13 protein-coding genes are annotated in these 15,616 nt (G+C 77.0%); 7 read left to right on the top strand and 6 right to left on the bottom strand.

From position 1 onward, the window contains the following. Window positions 1–14 precede the first annotated feature (14 nt). Window positions 15–1,349, top strand: a complete 1,335-nt coding sequence (gene lysA, locus ABTZ54_RS28965) for a diaminopimelate decarboxylase (protein WP_351668695.1) — start codon at window positions 15–17, stop codon at window positions 1,347–1,349. Window positions 1,350–1,391: 42 nt separating this feature from the next. Here the strand turns inward: lysA and ABTZ54_RS28960 are convergent, their stop codons facing one another. Next, window positions 1,392–2,138, bottom strand: a complete 747-nt coding sequence (locus ABTZ54_RS28960; RefSeq protein ID WP_351668693.1) for a DJ-1/PfpI family protein — start codon at window positions 2,136–2,138, stop codon at window positions 1,392–1,394. Between the two features lie 178 nt (window positions 2,139–2,316). Between ABTZ54_RS28960 and ABTZ54_RS28955 the strand changes: the two genes are divergently transcribed. Genes ABTZ54_RS28955 through ABTZ54_RS28945 form a run of 3 tightly spaced genes read left to right on the top strand, consistent with a single transcriptional unit; the run spans window position 2,317 to window position 4,594 of the window. Further along, window positions 2,317–2,952: a metal ABC transporter ATP-binding protein gene (locus ABTZ54_RS28955; RefSeq protein WP_351668691.1), complete on the top strand. Its 636-nt coding sequence runs from the start codon at window positions 2,317–2,319 to the stop codon at window positions 2,950–2,952. Beyond that, entirely contained in the window at window positions 2,949–3,836 is an 888-nt protein-coding gene (locus ABTZ54_RS28950) for a metal ABC transporter permease (protein ID WP_351668689.1), read from the top strand. The genes ABTZ54_RS28955 and ABTZ54_RS28950 overlap by 4 nt, the downstream gene beginning before the upstream one ends. After that, window positions 3,776–4,594 (top strand): metal ABC transporter solute-binding protein, Zn/Mn family, encoded by an 819-nt coding sequence (locus ABTZ54_RS28945; protein WP_351668687.1) that lies wholly within the window; start codon window positions 3,776–3,778, stop codon window positions 4,592–4,594. The genes ABTZ54_RS28950 and ABTZ54_RS28945 overlap by 61 nt, the downstream gene beginning before the upstream one ends. 9 nt (window positions 4,595–4,603) lie before the next feature. Here ABTZ54_RS28945 and ABTZ54_RS28940 read toward each other — a convergent pair whose 3' ends face one another. Together ABTZ54_RS28940 and ABTZ54_RS28935 are read right to left on the bottom strand one after the other, a co-directional pair. Then, window positions 4,604–6,262, bottom strand: coding sequence for a class I adenylate-forming enzyme family protein (locus ABTZ54_RS28940; RefSeq protein ID WP_351668685.1), 1,659 nt, complete (start codon window positions 6,260–6,262; stop codon window positions 4,604–4,606). Then, window positions 6,259–8,253, bottom strand: coding sequence for a CoA transferase (locus ABTZ54_RS28935; protein WP_351668683.1), 1,995 nt, complete (start codon window positions 8,251–8,253; stop codon window positions 6,259–6,261). The genes ABTZ54_RS28940 and ABTZ54_RS28935 overlap by 4 nt, the downstream gene beginning before the upstream one ends. A 185-nt stretch (window positions 8,254–8,438) precedes the next feature. Between ABTZ54_RS28935 and ABTZ54_RS28930 the strand changes: the two genes are divergently transcribed. Then, on the top strand, window positions 8,439–9,638 hold the full coding sequence (locus tag ABTZ54_RS28930) for an acyl-CoA dehydrogenase family protein (RefSeq protein ID WP_351668681.1): 1,200 nt from the start codon (window positions 8,439–8,441) through the stop codon (window positions 9,636–9,638). A gap of 12 nt (window positions 9,639–9,650) precedes the next feature. Then, window positions 9,651–10,190 carry a hypothetical protein gene (locus tag ABTZ54_RS28925; RefSeq protein ID WP_351668679.1) on the top strand — a complete coding sequence of 180 codons (540 nt, stop codon included), beginning with the start codon at window positions 9,651–9,653 and terminating at the stop codon, window positions 10,188–10,190. Between the two features lie 27 nt (window positions 10,191–10,217). On the opposite strand, the gene ABTZ54_RS28920 is transcribed toward ABTZ54_RS28925, so the two are convergent. Next, window positions 10,218–12,581, bottom strand: a complete 2,364-nt coding sequence (locus ABTZ54_RS28920; protein WP_351668677.1) for an ATP-binding protein — start codon at window positions 12,579–12,581, stop codon at window positions 10,218–10,220. Between the two features lie 120 nt (window positions 12,582–12,701). Between ABTZ54_RS28920 and ABTZ54_RS28915 the strand changes: the two genes are divergently transcribed. After that, window positions 12,702–13,097: a hypothetical protein gene (locus tag ABTZ54_RS28915; RefSeq protein WP_351668675.1), complete on the top strand. Its 396-nt coding sequence runs from the start codon at window positions 12,702–12,704 to the stop codon at window positions 13,095–13,097. 41 nt (window positions 13,098–13,138) lie between these two features. Here ABTZ54_RS28915 and ABTZ54_RS28910 read toward each other — a convergent pair whose 3' ends face one another. Then, window positions 13,139–14,257, bottom strand: a complete 1,119-nt coding sequence (locus ABTZ54_RS28910) for a sugar ABC transporter permease (RefSeq protein ID WP_351668673.1) — start codon at window positions 14,255–14,257, stop codon at window positions 13,139–13,141. After that, window positions 14,254–15,402: an MFS transporter gene (locus ABTZ54_RS28905; protein ID WP_502997334.1), complete on the bottom strand. Its 1,149-nt coding sequence runs from the start codon at window positions 15,400–15,402 to the stop codon at window positions 14,254–14,256. Before ABTZ54_RS28905 ends, ABTZ54_RS28910 begins: the two co-directional genes overlap by 4 nt. Window positions 15,403–15,616 lie beyond the last annotated feature (214 nt).

Genomic DNA, 15,616 nt, shown 5'->3' with positions numbered 1-15,616 from the left:
AGGGTGGTGCCGAGATGACCGTGACGCCGCTGCCGCCGGTCGCCGTTCCCTCGGGGGACCTGTCCGTCTGGCCCGCCAGTACCGTCGAGCGCCCGTACGGACGTCTGTCCGTCGGCGGGGTGCCGCTGGACGAGCTCGCCGAGAGCCACGGCACCCCCGTCTACGTCCTCGACGAGGCCGAGGTCCGCGACCGCTGCCGCACCTACCGGGACGCCTTCCCCGAGGCCGACGTCCACTACGCGGCCAAGGCGTTCCTGTGCCGCGCCCTCGTCCACTGGGTCGAGGAGGAGGGCCTCGGCCTGGACGTCTGCTCCGCCGGGGAGCTCGAACTCGCCGTCACCACCGGGTTCCCGCCCGAGCGGATCCTGCTGCACGGCAACGCCAAGTCCCCGGAGGACCTGCGGACCGCGCTGCGGCTCAGCGTCGGCCGGATCGTCATCGACAGCCCCGCCGAGATCGCCCGGATCGCCGCCGCCGTCGGCCCCGGCGAGCGGCAGCGGGTGATGCTGCGGGTCACCCCCGGCATCAGCGCGGGCGGCCACGCCAAGATCCGTACCGGCTCCGACGACCAGAAGTTCGGGCTCTCGCTGCGCGACGGGCACGCCCAGCACGCGATCAGCCGTGTCCTCGGCCAGCCCCGGCTGCGGCTCACGGGACTGCACTGCCACCTCGGCTCGCAGATCACCGACGTCAAGCCGTATCTCGTCGCCGTCCGCCGGATGGTGGGGCTGATGGCCCGTACCCGGGACGCGCACGGGGTGGTGCTGTCCGAGCTCGACCTCGGCGGCGGGCACGGCATCGCGTACCGGCCGGGCGACCGGGCCCTCGACCTGACCGCGCTCGCCCGCCGGGTGCGGTCCGAGCTGGTCGAGAGCTGCGCGGGCGCCGGGCTGCCGGTGCCCCGGCTGATCGTCGAGCCGGGGCGGGCCGTGTCGGGCCCGGCGGGGGTCGTGGTCTACCGGGTCCTCGCGGTCAAGGCGACGCCCGAGCGCTTCTTCGTCGCCGTGGACGGGGGCATGAGCGACAACCCGCGCCCGGCGCTGTACGGGGTGCGGTACGCGCCCCGGCTGATCGGGCGCCGGTCCGAGGCGGAGGCGCGCCGGGCGACGGTCGTCGGACGCCACTGCGAGGCCGGGGACGTCCTGGCGGAGGACGTCCCGCTGCCTGCGGACGTGCGCCCCGGCGACCTGCTGGCGGTGCCGGTCGCCGGCGCGTACCACCTGTCGATGGCCTCCTCGTACAACCTGGTCGGCCGTCCGCCCGTGGTCGCCGTCGCGGCGGGGACGAGCAGGCTGCTCGTACGCCGGGAGACCCAGGCCGATCTGCGGGCCCGCGACGTGGGCCTGTAGCGGGGGACGGCGGGGCGGGGCCGGACCGGGGGTCCCCCCGTCCTACCGTCCCGAGGTCCAGACCGTGCCGCGGGCCTCGTACTCCAGCATCGTCTCCAGGTCGGTGGCGGCGTCGGAGCCGAGTTCGCGGCGGACCAGCCACAGGGCGAGTTCGAGTCCCGAGGTGACGCCGGCGGCGGTGACGAGGTCGCCGTCGTCGACGACCCGGGCGTTCTTGACCTGGCCGCCCTGGGCCGCCAGGTCCGCCTTGGCCTTGTGGTGGGTGGTGCAGGGGCGCCCCCGGGTCAGCCCGGCCGCCGACAGGAGCATGACGCCGGTGCACAGGGCGGCGACGGTGAGCCCCGGGCGGGCGGCGGCCCCGAGGGCACGGGGCAGGGTGCCCCGGTCGATCTCGGCCCAGACGCCGGGGCTGTCCCGCCGCGCGTACCCGCCGCCGGGGACGACGAGGACGTCGGCCTCCTCGGGGGCCCAGGGCCGGAGGCCCCGGACGGCGGTCCCGTACGCGGCGGTGACGGAGCGGGCGCCGGTGGCGGAGACGTAACGGACCTCCACCGGGCGGGTGGTGAAGAAGCCCGCGGCGGAGAGGACCTCGTAGGGGGCGGCGAAGTCGAGCTCCTCGACGCCGTCGAAGAGGGGGACGTGCACGCGCAGCGGCCGGTTCGCGGCGCGGGCGGCGGGGGCGGCCGGGGCGGCGGTCGCCGTTCCGGCCGTGGCCGCGAGGGCGCCCGTGGCGCCGACGGCGGTGGTGGCCCCGGCGGCGGTGGCGCGGAGTAGCTGCCTGCGGTTCATGGGTGGCTCCTGGGGTGGATGTGACAGATGGGGTGGGAGGTGTCCGTGTGTTCCGGGAAAGGGGTCGGCCATGGCCGCCCACGGGTTCCGGCGCGTCCACGGGAACTCCCGGGCCGCACCGGCCGACTCCTCCCCCGCCCCGAGCCCGAGAGACGGGGCGGAGGGGCAGGAGCGGGGCATGGGCGGACTGGACATACGCATGCGCGGAGTCGGCTGCCGCCACGGGCGTACGGAGGCGGTCACCGACGTCGATCTGGTGGTCGCGGCGGGCGAGCGGGTGGCCCTGACCGGCACCAACGGCTCCGGGAAGACGACCCTGCTGCGCGCCGTCCTCGGGCTGCACCCGCACACCACCGGCACCATCGAGGTCGGCGGCCGGACCGCCCGCTCGGCGGCCGAGTGGGGCGAGCGGCGCCGGGCCTGCGCGTGGATCCCGCAGAAGCCCGCGGCGGGCCGGTTCCCGCTGCGCGGCGACGAGCTCCTGGCCAGCGGCGGCGCACCCGCCGAGGCCGCCGAGGCGGCCGGGCGGCTCGGTGTCGGCGGGCTGACGGGCCGCCCCGTACACACGTTGTCCGGCGGCCAGTTGGCCCGCATGTACCTCGCCCGGGCGCTCGGCTCCGTGGCGGCCGGCGCGCAGGTGCTGCTCGCCGACGAGCCGACCGCCGCGCTGGACTTCGCGGGTCAGGAGGAGGCCGCCGACGTGCTGGCCGCGCTGCCGGTGACGCTCGTGGTGGTGACCCACGACCGGGCCCTCGCCGCGCGCTGCGACCGGGTCCTGGAGATGGCCGCGGGCCGGCTGCGGGAGGCGCGGTGAGCGCGCTGGCCACCGCCGACCTGGGCGTCCTGCTCGATCTGGTGCCGGTGCGGCGGGCGGGGCTCGCGCTGCTGCTCGCGGCCGTGGGGCTGCCGGTGGTCGGCGTGGTGATCGTCGGGCTGGACATCATGCCGGTGCGGTTCGCGATGATGCACGTGGCCCTGCTGGGCATCGCGGTCGGGCTGCTGACCGGGCTCGACCCTATGGTGTGCGCGCTGGTCGCGTGCGCGCTCTCGGGCGCGGGCGTGGCCCCGCTGGCCCGTACCCCGGACGGACTCTCGGGCGCGATGGGCCTGTTGATGAGCCTGGCCATCGCGGGCGCGCTGCTCGTCCTGGCTGTCTCCGGCGTCAACGCGTCCGGCGCGTTCGCCCTGTTGTGGGGGTCGATCCTGTCGGTCGGCACGGCGGACCTCGTCGTCCTGGGCGCGCTCGCCGTGACCGTACCGGCGCTGCTGTGGTGGCGGCGGCGCGAGGTGGCGCTGCTGCTGTACGACCGGGAGCTCGCCCAGTGTTCGGGGGTGCCGGTGCGGCTGCTCACCACGGTGCTCCTGGTCCTCGTCGCGGTGGCGGTGGCCGGGGCGATCAAGCTCACCGGCGCCCTGCTCGTCGACGCCCTCACGCTGCTGCCCGCGCTCGCCGCGCGGCGCCTTGGCCGTTCGCTGCGGTCGATCGCGCTGTGGGCGGTCGGCATCGGCGTCGGCGTCAATCTGACCGGCTTCCTGCTGGCCCTGTGGCTGGACTGGCCGCCGGGGCCGGTCCTGGTCCTGACGGCGGGGCTCGTCGTCCTCGCCGTCCATCTCGTCCCCGAACGGAGAATCCGCCCATGGCGCGCTGCCGCGTCCGTACCGCCCGCTCCGCACCCCTCCTTCCCCTCCTCGCACTGAGCGCGGTCCTGCTCCTGACCGCGGGCTGCGGGACCGCCGACCCGGCCCCGGACCGGGGCCACGCGGCGACCGGCAGGCCCGGCGGGCCGGTGGTCGTGGCGACGACCACCTGGGAGGGCGCCTTCGCCAAGGCCGCCGGGGCCGAGGACGTCACGGTGATCGTGCCGCGGTCGGTCCATCACGCCCCCGACTACGACCCGAGGCCCTCGGACCTGGCGGCCGTCGCCGGGGCGGACTTCGTGCTGTACGCGCCGTTCGAGCCGTACGCCGCGAAGATCAAGGAGGCGGCCGGTTCGAAGGCCCGGCTCGTCGAGGTGGCCCTCGACAACGAGCCCGCGAAGGCCGCCGCCGAAGTCGCGCGCCTGGGAGCCCTGTTCGGTACGGGGGAGGCGGCGGCGCACTGGAAGACGGGGCTCGACGCGGAGGTGGCGAAGCTGCGCGGCGAACTCCGCGAGGCCTGGCCGGGCGGCCGGAGCCCGGCCGTCGTCACCCAGGTCTTCACCGCCTGGGCGGCCGGCCTCGCGGGCGCCACGACGGTCGGCTCGTACGGCCCCGAACCGGTCACCCCGGCCCAGCTCGCGGCCCTGTCCGCGAAGAAGCCCGCGCTCGTCCTGGACAACGCCCACATGTCGACGGGCACGGTGCTGCCCGACTCGGGCGCCCGGCAGGTGGAGATCGCCAACTACCCGGATGAGGATCTGGACCTGCTGGCGGTGTACCGGGGCGCGGCGAGGGAGCTGCGGAAGGCGATGGGGTGAGGGACAGGGTCAGGCGGCCCGGCGGCGCAGTTCGGCGCGGTCGGGCTTCCCAGCGGCGGTGAGCGGGAGCGCGTCGAGCAGGAGCAGCAGCTCGGGGTGCTTGTGGCGGTCGAGGCCGCGCGCGGTCAGGTGGGCGCCGAGGTCCGGGAGCTCCGGAGCCGCGCCGGGCCTCCTGGGCACGACGCAGGCGGCGAGCCGCTCCCCCATGAGCGGGTCGGGGACGCCGACGCACACCACGTCGCGGATCCGGGGGTGGGCGGCGAGGGCGCGTTCCACCTCGGCGGGGCTGATGTTGGCGCCGCCCCGGATGACGACGTCCTTGAGCCGTCCGACGACGTGGAGCAGGCCGTCGGCGTCGAGGTAGCCGAGGTCACCGGTGCGGACCCAGCCCTCGGGGGTGCGGTAGCGGGCGTCGAGCTCGGGGGCGGCGACGTAGCAGAGCGGGGTCATCGGGCCGCGCGAGACGATCTCGCCGATCCGGCCGTCGGGCAGCGGACGGTGGGTCTCGGGGTCGGCGACGCGGATGTCGGCGACACGGGGGTCGGGTCTGCCCACGACGACGCCGGCGGGCGTGTCGTCGGTACGGGACGGGCACGCGGCCGGCGTCCGCCCGGTGATCCCCGTATGGCAGTTGACGCCGTCCGCCGACCCGTACAGGTTGACGACGGGGCAGCCGAAGGCCTCGGTGGCGGCGGTGGCGGTGGCCTCGTCGAGGGGGGCGCCGCCGAGGACGAGGGCGGTGGGGGCGGGCAGTGGCCCGGCGGGGCCCTCGGCCTCCAGGCGTTCGAGCATCATCCGGATCATGGTGGGGACGCCGAGGACGTGGGTGGGCGCGTGCGCGCGGACGGCCGCGAGCGCCGCCTCGGGCGTGAAGTGGTCGAGCAGGACGAGGGTGCCGCCGTGCCGGGCGAGGGTGACGGCGGTGCCGCTGGAGCCGAAGGCGGAGGCCAGGGGGGCGAGGAAGAGGCAGCGCGGCGGGGTGGTGTCGGGCATGAGGGCGGCGAGGAAGTTGCCCCGGCCGCCAGCGAGGGCGTTGTGGGAGTAGGCGACCATCTTCGGGGCGGCCTCGGAGCCGGAGGAGACCAGGATGCGGGCGGCGCCGTCGGGGTCGGGGCGGGCGGGGACGAATCCGGTGGGGTCGGTACGGAGCAGGCGGGCCAGCGGAATCGTTCCTTCGGGGGCGGGGCCCGGGCCGGCGGAGATCACGTGCCGCAGGGCGGGCAGGGCGGGCGCGAGGGCGAGCAGACCGGCCGCGCGGGTCCGCCCCCGGTGCTCGGTTGCGGCGATCACGGCGACGGCCTCCGCACGCCGCAGCAGCTCCTCGGCCTCCGGCGCCCCTCGGCCGACCGGGAACGGCAGGGCGACCGCCCCCAGGGCCGCGAGCGCCAGATCGGCGGCGACCGCGCCACGCCCGTCGGGAAGCTGGACCCCGACGACGTCCCCGGGCCCGACCCCCAGCCCCCGCAGCCCCTCGGCGAGACATCGCACCTTGCGGTCGAGCGCCGTGCGGCAGAGCGCCCCTCGGGCGTCGATCACGGCCGTCCGATGCGGCTCGGCGACGAGCCGGGCCCGGAACAGGCTGTACAGATCGAGATCGGGGCAGAGCCCCTCCACCGCCCAGGAACGGCGCAGCCGGGCGGGCAGCAGATCGCGCAGGACGACAGTCACACGAAGCTCCAGGGGTCGGGAACGACGGGCGCCCCGCGCCGGTCCCGCCCGATCGGGGCGGGGGTGGGGGCGCGGGGGGTGGTGCCGGCGGAGGCGGGGTCGGCGTGGGTGGGGTCGGCGTGGGTGGGGTCGGCGCACGTGGCGCTGGCGCACGTGGCGTCGGAGCACATGGCGTCCGCGCCCACGACTTCAGCGCCCACGGCATCGGCGCACATGGCATCGGCGCATATGGCGATCCCGCACGTGGCGTCCGCGCCCACGGCCTCGGCGGCCGTCCTCACCCCGTCCAGCAGCGCGCCCAGGTCGGTGACCACGCCGGTGGCGGCCAGGCCGTGGGTGCGCAGGAGGGTCAGGGCGTCGGCGGTGGGCAGGGTGTGGAGTGGGTACGTGGCGGCTGCGGCGGCCGAGGTGTCGGTGGGGGTGAGGTGGCCGTCGGCGGTCGCGAGGGGGCGCCGGAAGCCGGGCGGTCTGCGGGGGGCGGCGCCCCCGGCCGCGCGGCGCAGGAAGGGTGCGAGGAGGGTGTCGGCGGCGCCGAGCAGGGAGGACTCCACCCGTACGCCGTGGCCGGTGCGTTCACGCAGGAGGAGTCCGGCGAGGACGGCTTCGGCGCCGTGCAGGCCGCCGAGGAGGTCCAGCAGGGTCATCAGCGACGGCACGGGCGGCTCGCCCTCGGGGTGGACGGCCTCGCCCACCCCGGTGCGGGCCTGCACCATGAAGTCCGTACCCATGGGCGCGTCGGGCAGGCGCCCGGCCCAGCCGCCGGTGTAGGCGTGGACGAGGGCCGGGTTCACGGCGGTCAAGTCGGCGGCGTCGAGGCCGAGTTCGGCGGCCTTGCCGGGGGCCCAGTTGTGCAGGAACACGTCGGCGTCGGCGGCGAGTGCGCGCAGCGCGTCCCGGTCGCCCGGCGACTTGATGTCGAGCTCGACGGCCTCCTTGCCCCGGTTGAGGGCGAGCCAGCGGGCGGAGACCCCGGCGCAGGCGGGGGGCATGCCGCGCAGCGGGTCGCCACCCGGGGGCTCGACCCGGATGACGCGGGCGCCGAGCAGCCCGAGGAGATGGGCGGCGAGCGGTGCCTGGATCCGCCGCCCGGCCTCCAGGACGGTCAGCCCCTCCAGCGGCCGGCCGCCCAGGGCTGTGGCGTCGCTCCGCCACCCGCCCGGTCCGAGCGCGCGTACGTCCCACGGGTCGGCCCCGTCGTCCTCCCGGGCCCGTTCGGCGAGCGTCCGCAGCCGGCACACCTCCGCGCCCGAGCGGGCGGCGGCGCGCCGGATCCGCGCGATGCCGTGGGCGAGGGCGGTCGCGTGCAGGGCGGGCGGCAGGGGCGCGCAGGCCGTCGCGTACCGGAACTGGAAGGGGCGCCATCCGTCCCGTACCGCTTCGGAGGGCGCGTCGAGCTCCCGCCAGAACGCGGCCCAGGCTCCCGGGTCCAGCGTCTCCAGCTCGAAGACGACGCCGTCGTGGGAGGTGAACGGCGGTCCGCCGGGGGCGAGTTCGACGACCTCGGGTTCGTCGGCGCCCGCGGCGGCGAGGTACTGGGAGACGAGGAGGAGTCCCGTACGGTCGGCGGCCGTGTCCACGCGGCCGACGGGCGCGGCGCCCCGGGCCCGGCCGATCAGCGCGGCGAGCAGTCCCTGGACGGTGAGGACTCCGGTCGCGGTGGCGAGGAGGTCGACGCCCAGGCCGCGCGGGGTGCCGTGGCGGCGCCCGTGCACGCTCATCACGCCGGTGGCGGCCTGCGCGGTGGCCTCGTCCTCGACCCCGGAGCCGGGCGCGCCCCACCGGGTCCGGGCGCGGACGGAGCCGAGGCCGCCGCCCGTGAGGAGGAAGCGCCCGTGGCCGGGCGGGGGCCCGTCGGCGCGCCGCCCGGCCGCCGCGCCCAGGCGGCGCAGGTGGTCGTCGACCACCCGGGTGAGCGGCGCGGGCCCTGCGGCCTCGAAGCGCAGGCCGTCGAGGGGCCGGACGGGCCCCGGGTTCGTGGTCTCTGACGCCATGCCGCTGCTCTCCTGGCACGTCTCGGGGCGGGAACGGGTGTCGTGAATCGGGGGCGGGAATCGGGGGCGGGAACCGGGGACGGGACGGCCCCGACCTCTTCCACGGGCAAGGGGTCGGACGCGCGTTCCGCCCAGTTCCCGACAGGTGCGGCCGACGGAGGCGGGAAGGGAGGCGAGCGGAGACGGTGACGGATCAAGCAACCGCGGCCGATGGGGAGCCGCTGCGGGAGCGGGTCGCCGCTTTCGTGAGGGAGCGGGTCTTCCCGTACGAGACACGCCTGGACGCGGGCGGCCCGGACGCCGCCGGGATCCGGGCGCGCCTGCGGGAGGAGGCGCGCGAGGCGGGCCTGTGGGCGCTGCCGCTCCCGGCCGAACTGGGCGGCGGGGGCCTGCTGTTGAGCCGGTACGCGTCCCTCGCGGAGGCGGAGGGCGCGAGCGACCACGGCCCTGCGGCGCTGGGATCGGCCCCGCTCCTGGACGTGACGATGCTGTCCCGGCACGGCTCGCCGAGGGTGCGCGCCGAGTACCTTCCCCTCCTGGTCTCGGGGGAGCTCCGCGCCTGCTACGCGATGACGGAGCCCGACACGCCCGGCACCGAGCCGGCGCTCACGGCCACGCGCGCGGAGCGGCGGCCGGGTGGCGGATGGAGTGTCAGCGGGCGCAAGTGGTTCGTGTCGCACGCGCGGGACGCGGACCTGGTGACCGTCCTGGCCCGGACGGGCGGTTCCCCCGGGGACCGGGACGGCCTCTCCCTCCTGCTGCTCCCCACCACCGCCCCAGGCTTCCGTGTGGTGCGCGAACTGCCGGTGCTCGGCGCGACGGGGCAGTACGAGCTCGCCCTGGACCGGGTGCCGGTCGACGAGGACCATCTGGTGGGCCCGCCGGGAGGGGCGCTCGCGGTGGCGGGCGAGCGCCTCCAACTGGGCCGTACATTGCGGGCGTTGCGCTGGCTCGGGCAGGCAGGGCGAGCCTTCGACCTGCTCTGCGGGCGGGCGGTCGCCCGGCAGGGCGGCCGGGGTCCGCTGGGCGGCCACCAGCTCGTCCAGCGGCACGTCTTCGAGGCGCTGCTCGCCCTGCGCTCGACCCGGCCGCTGGTGTACGAGGCGATGGCGCTGGTCGCCGAGGGCCGCGACGCGCACGTGGAGGTGGGCCTGGCGAAGACGGCGGCGGCCCGGACCCTTCAGGACGTGGCGGACCGCGCCGTCCAGGTGTTCGGCGCGGCGGGCCTGGGCCCGGACACCCCGCTCCCCGCCCTGTTCCGCTCGGGCCGCACGGCCCGTGTCCTGGACGGCCCCGACGAGCTGCACATCACGTCGGTGGCGCGCAGGGTGCTGCGCGACAGGGGAACTTCCCAGGACTCCCGCCCGTTGCCGAGGGCGACCTGACCGCTGGAAGAAGTGAGCACGACCATGGCCATGGTGGGCCTGTTCTGGATCGCCGAGGGCGATGTGTACGTGGGCGCGAAGCCGTCCGGGCACGCGCCCGGGGTACGCCTGACCCCCGAGGCGGTGGTGGGCCTCGGCGACGGGCAGTCCCGTCTCCATCTGTGGGAGGACATACGGGACCTGACGGTGTCGGAGGTCCCCGAGAGGACCCTGATGCGGCAGGTCGGCGCGGTCAGGGACCTGGCCCTCGGCACGGTCCTGGAGCTGGCCATGGCCGGCGGCACGGGCCTGGGGGGCGAGGCCCCGCCGCTGATGAGGGTCGGTGTGCGGACCCCCGACGGCGTCCACGAACTGATGACGTACGTGGCCGCCGCCTCCGGCTACTCCCCGGCCGAGACCGACCTCTCCCGCGCCCTGCTGTCCCGCCTGACGGAGGGCGAGGCGACGCTGGAGACGACCCTGGCGGCCATGTCCCAGTGGGGCCGCACCCACGAGGGCGGCACTCCCCGCCGCTCGGAGCGCGAGGAGCTGCTGCGGGAGTGGCTGGGGTAGGGCGCGGGCTCGCGGGGCCCGCCGGAGTCAGAGGAAGCGGAAGCCCGCTGGGATGTGTCCGGGGCCTTCCCGCTCCAGGGCGCGCAGTGCCAGCGTCGTCTGTTCGGCTCTGTGGGTGTCCGAGACGGCGGTGAACAGGCCGGCGGCGTGCCGGTACGCGGTGGCCGCCTCCTCGTGGCGGCCGAGGCCTTCGAGGGCGCGGGCGATGACCTGGTGGGCGCCGGCCGGGCCCCAGGCGTCCTCGAAGGTGTGGAAGAGGTCGAGCGCGGCGCGGGCGGTGGTGAGGGCTTCGGGGTGGCGGCCCTGGTCGGCGTAGACGCAGGCGGTGCGGTAGTCGGCCATGGCGATGCCGCGCGCGGTGCCGAGTCCGGTCCAGATGGTCCGCGCCCGGGCGAGCGCGTCGAGGGCCTCGTCGAAGTGTCCGGCGAGCCGGAGGGCCGTGCCGAGGTGGCTGAGGGCGCTCGCCTGGCGGGCGCGGTCGTCGTTGGCCTGGGCGAGGCGCAGGTCGGCGCGGTGGCATTGGACGGCGTCGGTGTAGCGGCCCAGGCCCCAGTAGGCGAGGCCGGTCTTGGACAGGGCGTCGGCCTCCTGGTACCAGTCGTCGGCCCGGCGGGCGGCGGCGAGTGCTTCCCGGTGGTGCTCGACGGCCTGGGCGTGGCGGCCCTGTTCCAGGCGGGCGAGGCCGAGTGCGTTGAGTCCGGCGGCGCGTTCGGCGTCGTCCTCGGCGCGGGTGGCGGTGGTCCGGCCGGCCTCGGCCATGGCCTCCCAGCGGCAGCGCCGGTCGAAGTACCAGCTGAGCACGGTGACGAGGGGGGCGAGGCCGACGGGCCAGTCGCGGGTGCCCGGGGCGGTTCTCATCAGGCCGAGGAGCGTGGCCTGTTCGCCGTCGAGCCAGCTCAGCGCGGCTTGTTCGCCGCCGGGGAAGGCGGTGCGGGCCGGGGAGAGGGCGCTCGCGGCGCGGTGGGCGGTGTCGACGAGCCAGTGGTGCAGGCGCTGGGCGGCGGCTGCCCGGGCGGCGGGGCGGTCCTGGGCGGCGGACTGCTCGGTGGCGTACAGCCGCAGCAGGTCGTGGAGCTGCCAGCGGCCGGGGGCCGGGGCGGGGGTGAGCAGTCCGGCCTCGGCGAGGTCGTCGAGGGCTTCGGCGGCGTGCCGGGCGTCGCGGCCGAGGAGGGCGGCCGCGGCCTCGGTGCCGGTGTGCGGGGCGGGGACGAGCGGCAGGAGTCTGAAGAGCCGGGCCTGGAGGGGCGTCAGATGCCGGTAGGTGCAGGCGAAGGCCTGGCGGATGTCGCTGTCGCCGGCCTTGAGCAGGGACAGCCGGGTGCGTTCGTCGCGCAGTTGGGCCGAGAGGTGGGCCAGGCTCCAGGCCGGGGAGACGGCGAGGCGGCTGGCCGCGATGCGTACGGCCAGGGGCAGCCCGCCGCAGCCGGCGACGATGTCGGCGGCGGCGTCGGGTTCGCGGGCGGTCCTGCCGGGTCCGGCGATGGCGGCGAGGAGGGATTGGGCGTCGGTGTCGGGCAGCGGGTCGAGCGTGAGGCGGTGGACTCCGGCGAGTCCGGAGAGCCGGGCGCGGCTGGTGACGAGGGCCCGGGAGCCGCCGTTCCCCGGCAGCAACGGTCTGACCTGGGCCTCGCCCGCGGCGTCGTCGAGGATGACGAGCACGCGCCGGTCGGCGAGCAGGCCGCGCAGGAGGGCCGAGCGGGCCGGGATGTCGGCGGGGATCCGCTGGTCCGGTACGCCGAGTCCGGACAGGAGGGTGTGGAGCGCGGCGGCGGTCCCGGTGTCACCGTCCGTCCGGGCCTGGGTGCCGCGCAGGTCGGCGAAGAGGTGTCCGTCGGGGAAGCGGTCGGCGGTGGCGTGGCCGACGTGCAGGGCGAGGGTGGTCTTGCCGATGCCGGGTGGTCCGGAGACGACGACGGGCGCGGCGGCCGGTCCGGTGAGCAGGGTGCGCAGCGCGGCCACGTCGTCGGAGCGGCCGCTGAAGTCGGCGGGGACGGGCGGAAGAGCGGCGGTCGGCCGGACCACCGTGAAACCGGCGGGGGCAGGGGCAGGGGCGGGGGCGGGCGGCAGGGCGGCGGCGGGGCGGACGGTGACGGTGCTCAGGGCGGCTTCTGCGGCCAGGGCGGCGTCGGCGACCAGCAGTTCGCGCCGCAGGGTCCGTAACTCCCCTTCCCGTAGGCCCAGTCGGCGTTCGTAGAGACCCAGGGTGTCGTCCGACGGAACGCGCCGGGCGTGCTCCCAGTCGCCGATGGAGGTGTGCGAGCTCATGTGCAGCAGCCGGGCGAGGGCCCGTTGGGAGAGGCCGTGTTCCCGCCGGGCGCGGCGCAGGGCGAGGGCGAGGCGCTCGTGGGGCGGGGGCGCGTCGGCCGTGGGCGGGTCCGTCGGCGTGGGCATGGTCGGAGTCTGGTCGGCGTGTGGTCGATCCGCTAGTGACCGCCCGGTCCGTCCGGATTCACTTCGAGGCATTCCCCGGCGGACGGGGACGAGGACGTCGGCAAGGAGAGGAGAACGCTGATGAGTCGGCGGGTACGAGCGACGGTGGCGATGGTGACGGCGGTGACGGCCATGTCCCTGGTGTGGGGCGGGGCTTCGGCCGCCCAGGCGACGGAGAGCGCGACGAGCGGCCCGGGGTGGTACCGGGTGAACGCCACGGACGGGGTGTTCACCCGGTACCAGCCCAGCTACGGCGCCGCCGTCGTCGGGTCGGCGAACTACGGGTCGTACGTGTACGTGGTGTGCCAGGAGGCCCACGGCGGCTGGGACAACGTCCACATGCAGTACGGCAGGCCGTTCACGACCTGGGACCGGCTCAGTGACGGCACGTACGTCTACGACTGGTGGATGGACACCCCGATCGTCGCCGAGGACGGCCACTCGCCCGGGATCCCGGCCTGCGTCTACGCGCCGTGAGCCAGGGGCGGCGCCCCCACCCGATGGGGGCGCCGCCCGTCCTACACGCGGGTCAGGTCCACGTCGCCGCGGAGGGCCGCGAGGCCGAGGGCGAGGAAGAAGTCGCCCCAGACGAGTTCGTGCCAGACGGCGGTGCGTTCGGCCGAGTCGTAGCAGCCGTCCAGGAGCATGCCGCCCGGTCGCGTCCCGCCGGACCGGGTGAGGTGGGCGTGGGAGAGGCGGTGGAGGATGGCGTCCGAGCGGGCCGTGCAGGCGGTGGCCCAGGGGGCACCGGGGACCAGGGCCAGTTTGCGCAGCGCGACCGCCGCGATGGCGGCGGCGGAGGTGTCGAGGGGGCCGGCGCGGTGGCGGGCGTCGGCGGGCGGGACGAGGGGTCCGGTGAGGAACTCGCCGGTGCAGAGGAGCTGTTCGGCCGCGTCGGCCAGGGTCGCGGTGCCCGGCCGGCGGTCGGGGGCGGGCCCGGGCTCCTCGGCGCCCACGCCCAGCAGGCCGTCCGCCACCGCGAGGAGCAGCCAGGCTTCGCCGCGGGTCCAGCCGGGGCCCGGTTCGGGCTCCGCGGTCCAGGCGGCGGCCGTCTCGTCGTAACGCCAGGAGGGCTGGGGGCGCCGCCCGTCCCCGGGCAGGCACAGGTCGAGGTGGCGGCGCAGATGCGCGTCGGCCGCCCGGGCGCCCGCGGGTCCGGCGGCCGCGAGGAGCGGTACGAGGCCGGGCACGCCGTCCGCCCTGGCCCGCAGCCGCTCGCCGCCGAGCGCCGCGCCCCACGGGACCAGGCCGTGGCGCGGCTCCCACGCATCGAGGACGGTCCGGGCCGCGCGGGCCCGCAGCGCGTCGGCGCCCTTGTCGGCGAAGGCCAGCGCGGTCCCGTACCAGAGGATCAGGCCGCGGGTCGCGGTGTCCGCCGTGACCCAGGGGGCGAGGCGGGCCGTGCAGGCGGAGGCGGCGAGGACGTCCGACGGGGCGATGCCGGCCCGGTGCCGGGCGCGCAGCCACAGCAGCCCGGCCCAGAAGCCGCCGGTCCAGGAGCCGCGGCCGGTCGTCGTCCAGCGCCCGTCGCCCGGCTCGGCGTACAACGGGAAGCGGGAGCCGATCTGTTCGGCCGTCCGCCCGGCCCGGTGGAGGAGCAGCGCGAGGGCCGACTCGGCCCAGTCCGGGGCGGTCACGCGACGCGTTCCCGGGTGCGGTCGCGGGTACGGCGGTCCCGCAGCGCCCAGGTGTACGCGACGGCCCCGGCGACGCCGAACTCGGCCGCGACCAGGAGCCAGCCCTGGTCGTAGCGGCCGCGGGCCGCGAGCGTCCCGAAGAGCGGCGGGCCCACCGCGAATCCGGCGAAGAATCCGGCGGCGACGAGCGCCGAGTCCTGTCCCGCGCGCCCGGGCGCGGAGCGCTGGAGCACAAGCACCATCGAGACCGCGTTGCCCGCGACCGCGAACCCGCCCACGGCCACCGCCCCCGCCCACACCAGGGGTGTGGCGTGTTCGGCGAGGGCGAGGAGCAGGGCGGCGGCAACCGCTCCGGCGGCGAGCCCGCCGGGCAGCCACGGGGCCCGGCGCGGTACGGCGGCGCGGGACCAGCCGACGCGGCCCGCGACGCCCGCGACGCCGAGGACGGCGACCAGCGCGCCCGCGACGGCCGGGCCCAGGCCGAGCCGCCCGGCACCGTACAGCGCGAGGTAGGTGTTGACGGAGGCGATGCCCGCGCCGAGGAAGAACGAGAAGGCGCCGAGGGCGGCGAGCCAGGCCACCGGGCCACGGTCCGCCGCGCCGGGGCCGCCGGGAGGGGTGGGGGCGGGAGACATGTGCGGCGGCACCATGTGCCACGCCCACACGGCGGCGAGCAGCGCCGCCCCGGCCGCCGCCCACACCGCGCCCCGCCAGCCGAGCACTCCGGCGGCGGAGGCGAGCGGCAGCCCGGCGGCGAACGCGCCCCACTGCACCCCGGACTGCTTCGTCCCCGTGACCGCGCCCCTGCGCGCCGCCGGGACGGCGGCCAGAATGGCCTTGTTGGTCGCGGGGTTGGCCAGTGCCTGCGGTACGCCGCCGAGCGCGACCCCGGCCAGCAGGAGCCCCGGTCCCGGTGCGGCGCCGATCAGCGCGAGGGCGAGCGCCGACAGCCCGAGCAGGGCGACGAGCGTGTGCCGGGGGCCGACCCGGTCGACGATCCGTCCGCCGAGCGGCGACAGGACGGCGGCGGTGCCGAAGCCGACGGTGGTGGTCAGACCGAGCAGGGTCTCGGAGACGCCGAGCCGCTCCACCAGACGCGGCCCGAGCGCGCCGAGCAGGAAGAGCTGCATCATCGAGAACGCCATGGCCGTCGTCAGCAGCGCGGTCAGCCCGCGCGCCGGGCGCTGCTCGGTCACCCGCGGCCCCTCCCCCGTACCGCGCCCGGTGCCTCCGGCCGCTTCCGGGAGGAAGAGTCGGCCGGGGCCGCCGGGGAGTTCCCGGGCCCTCTTGTGGGACGGACCACATGTCGCGTAGGCATGGGTCCACGGGTCGAGGGGGCGGGCAGACCACCGGGGAGGG

Origin of the sequence: Streptomyces sp. NPDC094032, assembly GCF_040303965.1 — a bacterium.
Taxonomy (GTDB): Bacteria; Actinomycetota; Actinomycetes; order Streptomycetales; family Streptomycetaceae; genus Streptomyces.
This window is presented reverse-complemented; position numbering and strand designations above follow the sequence as displayed.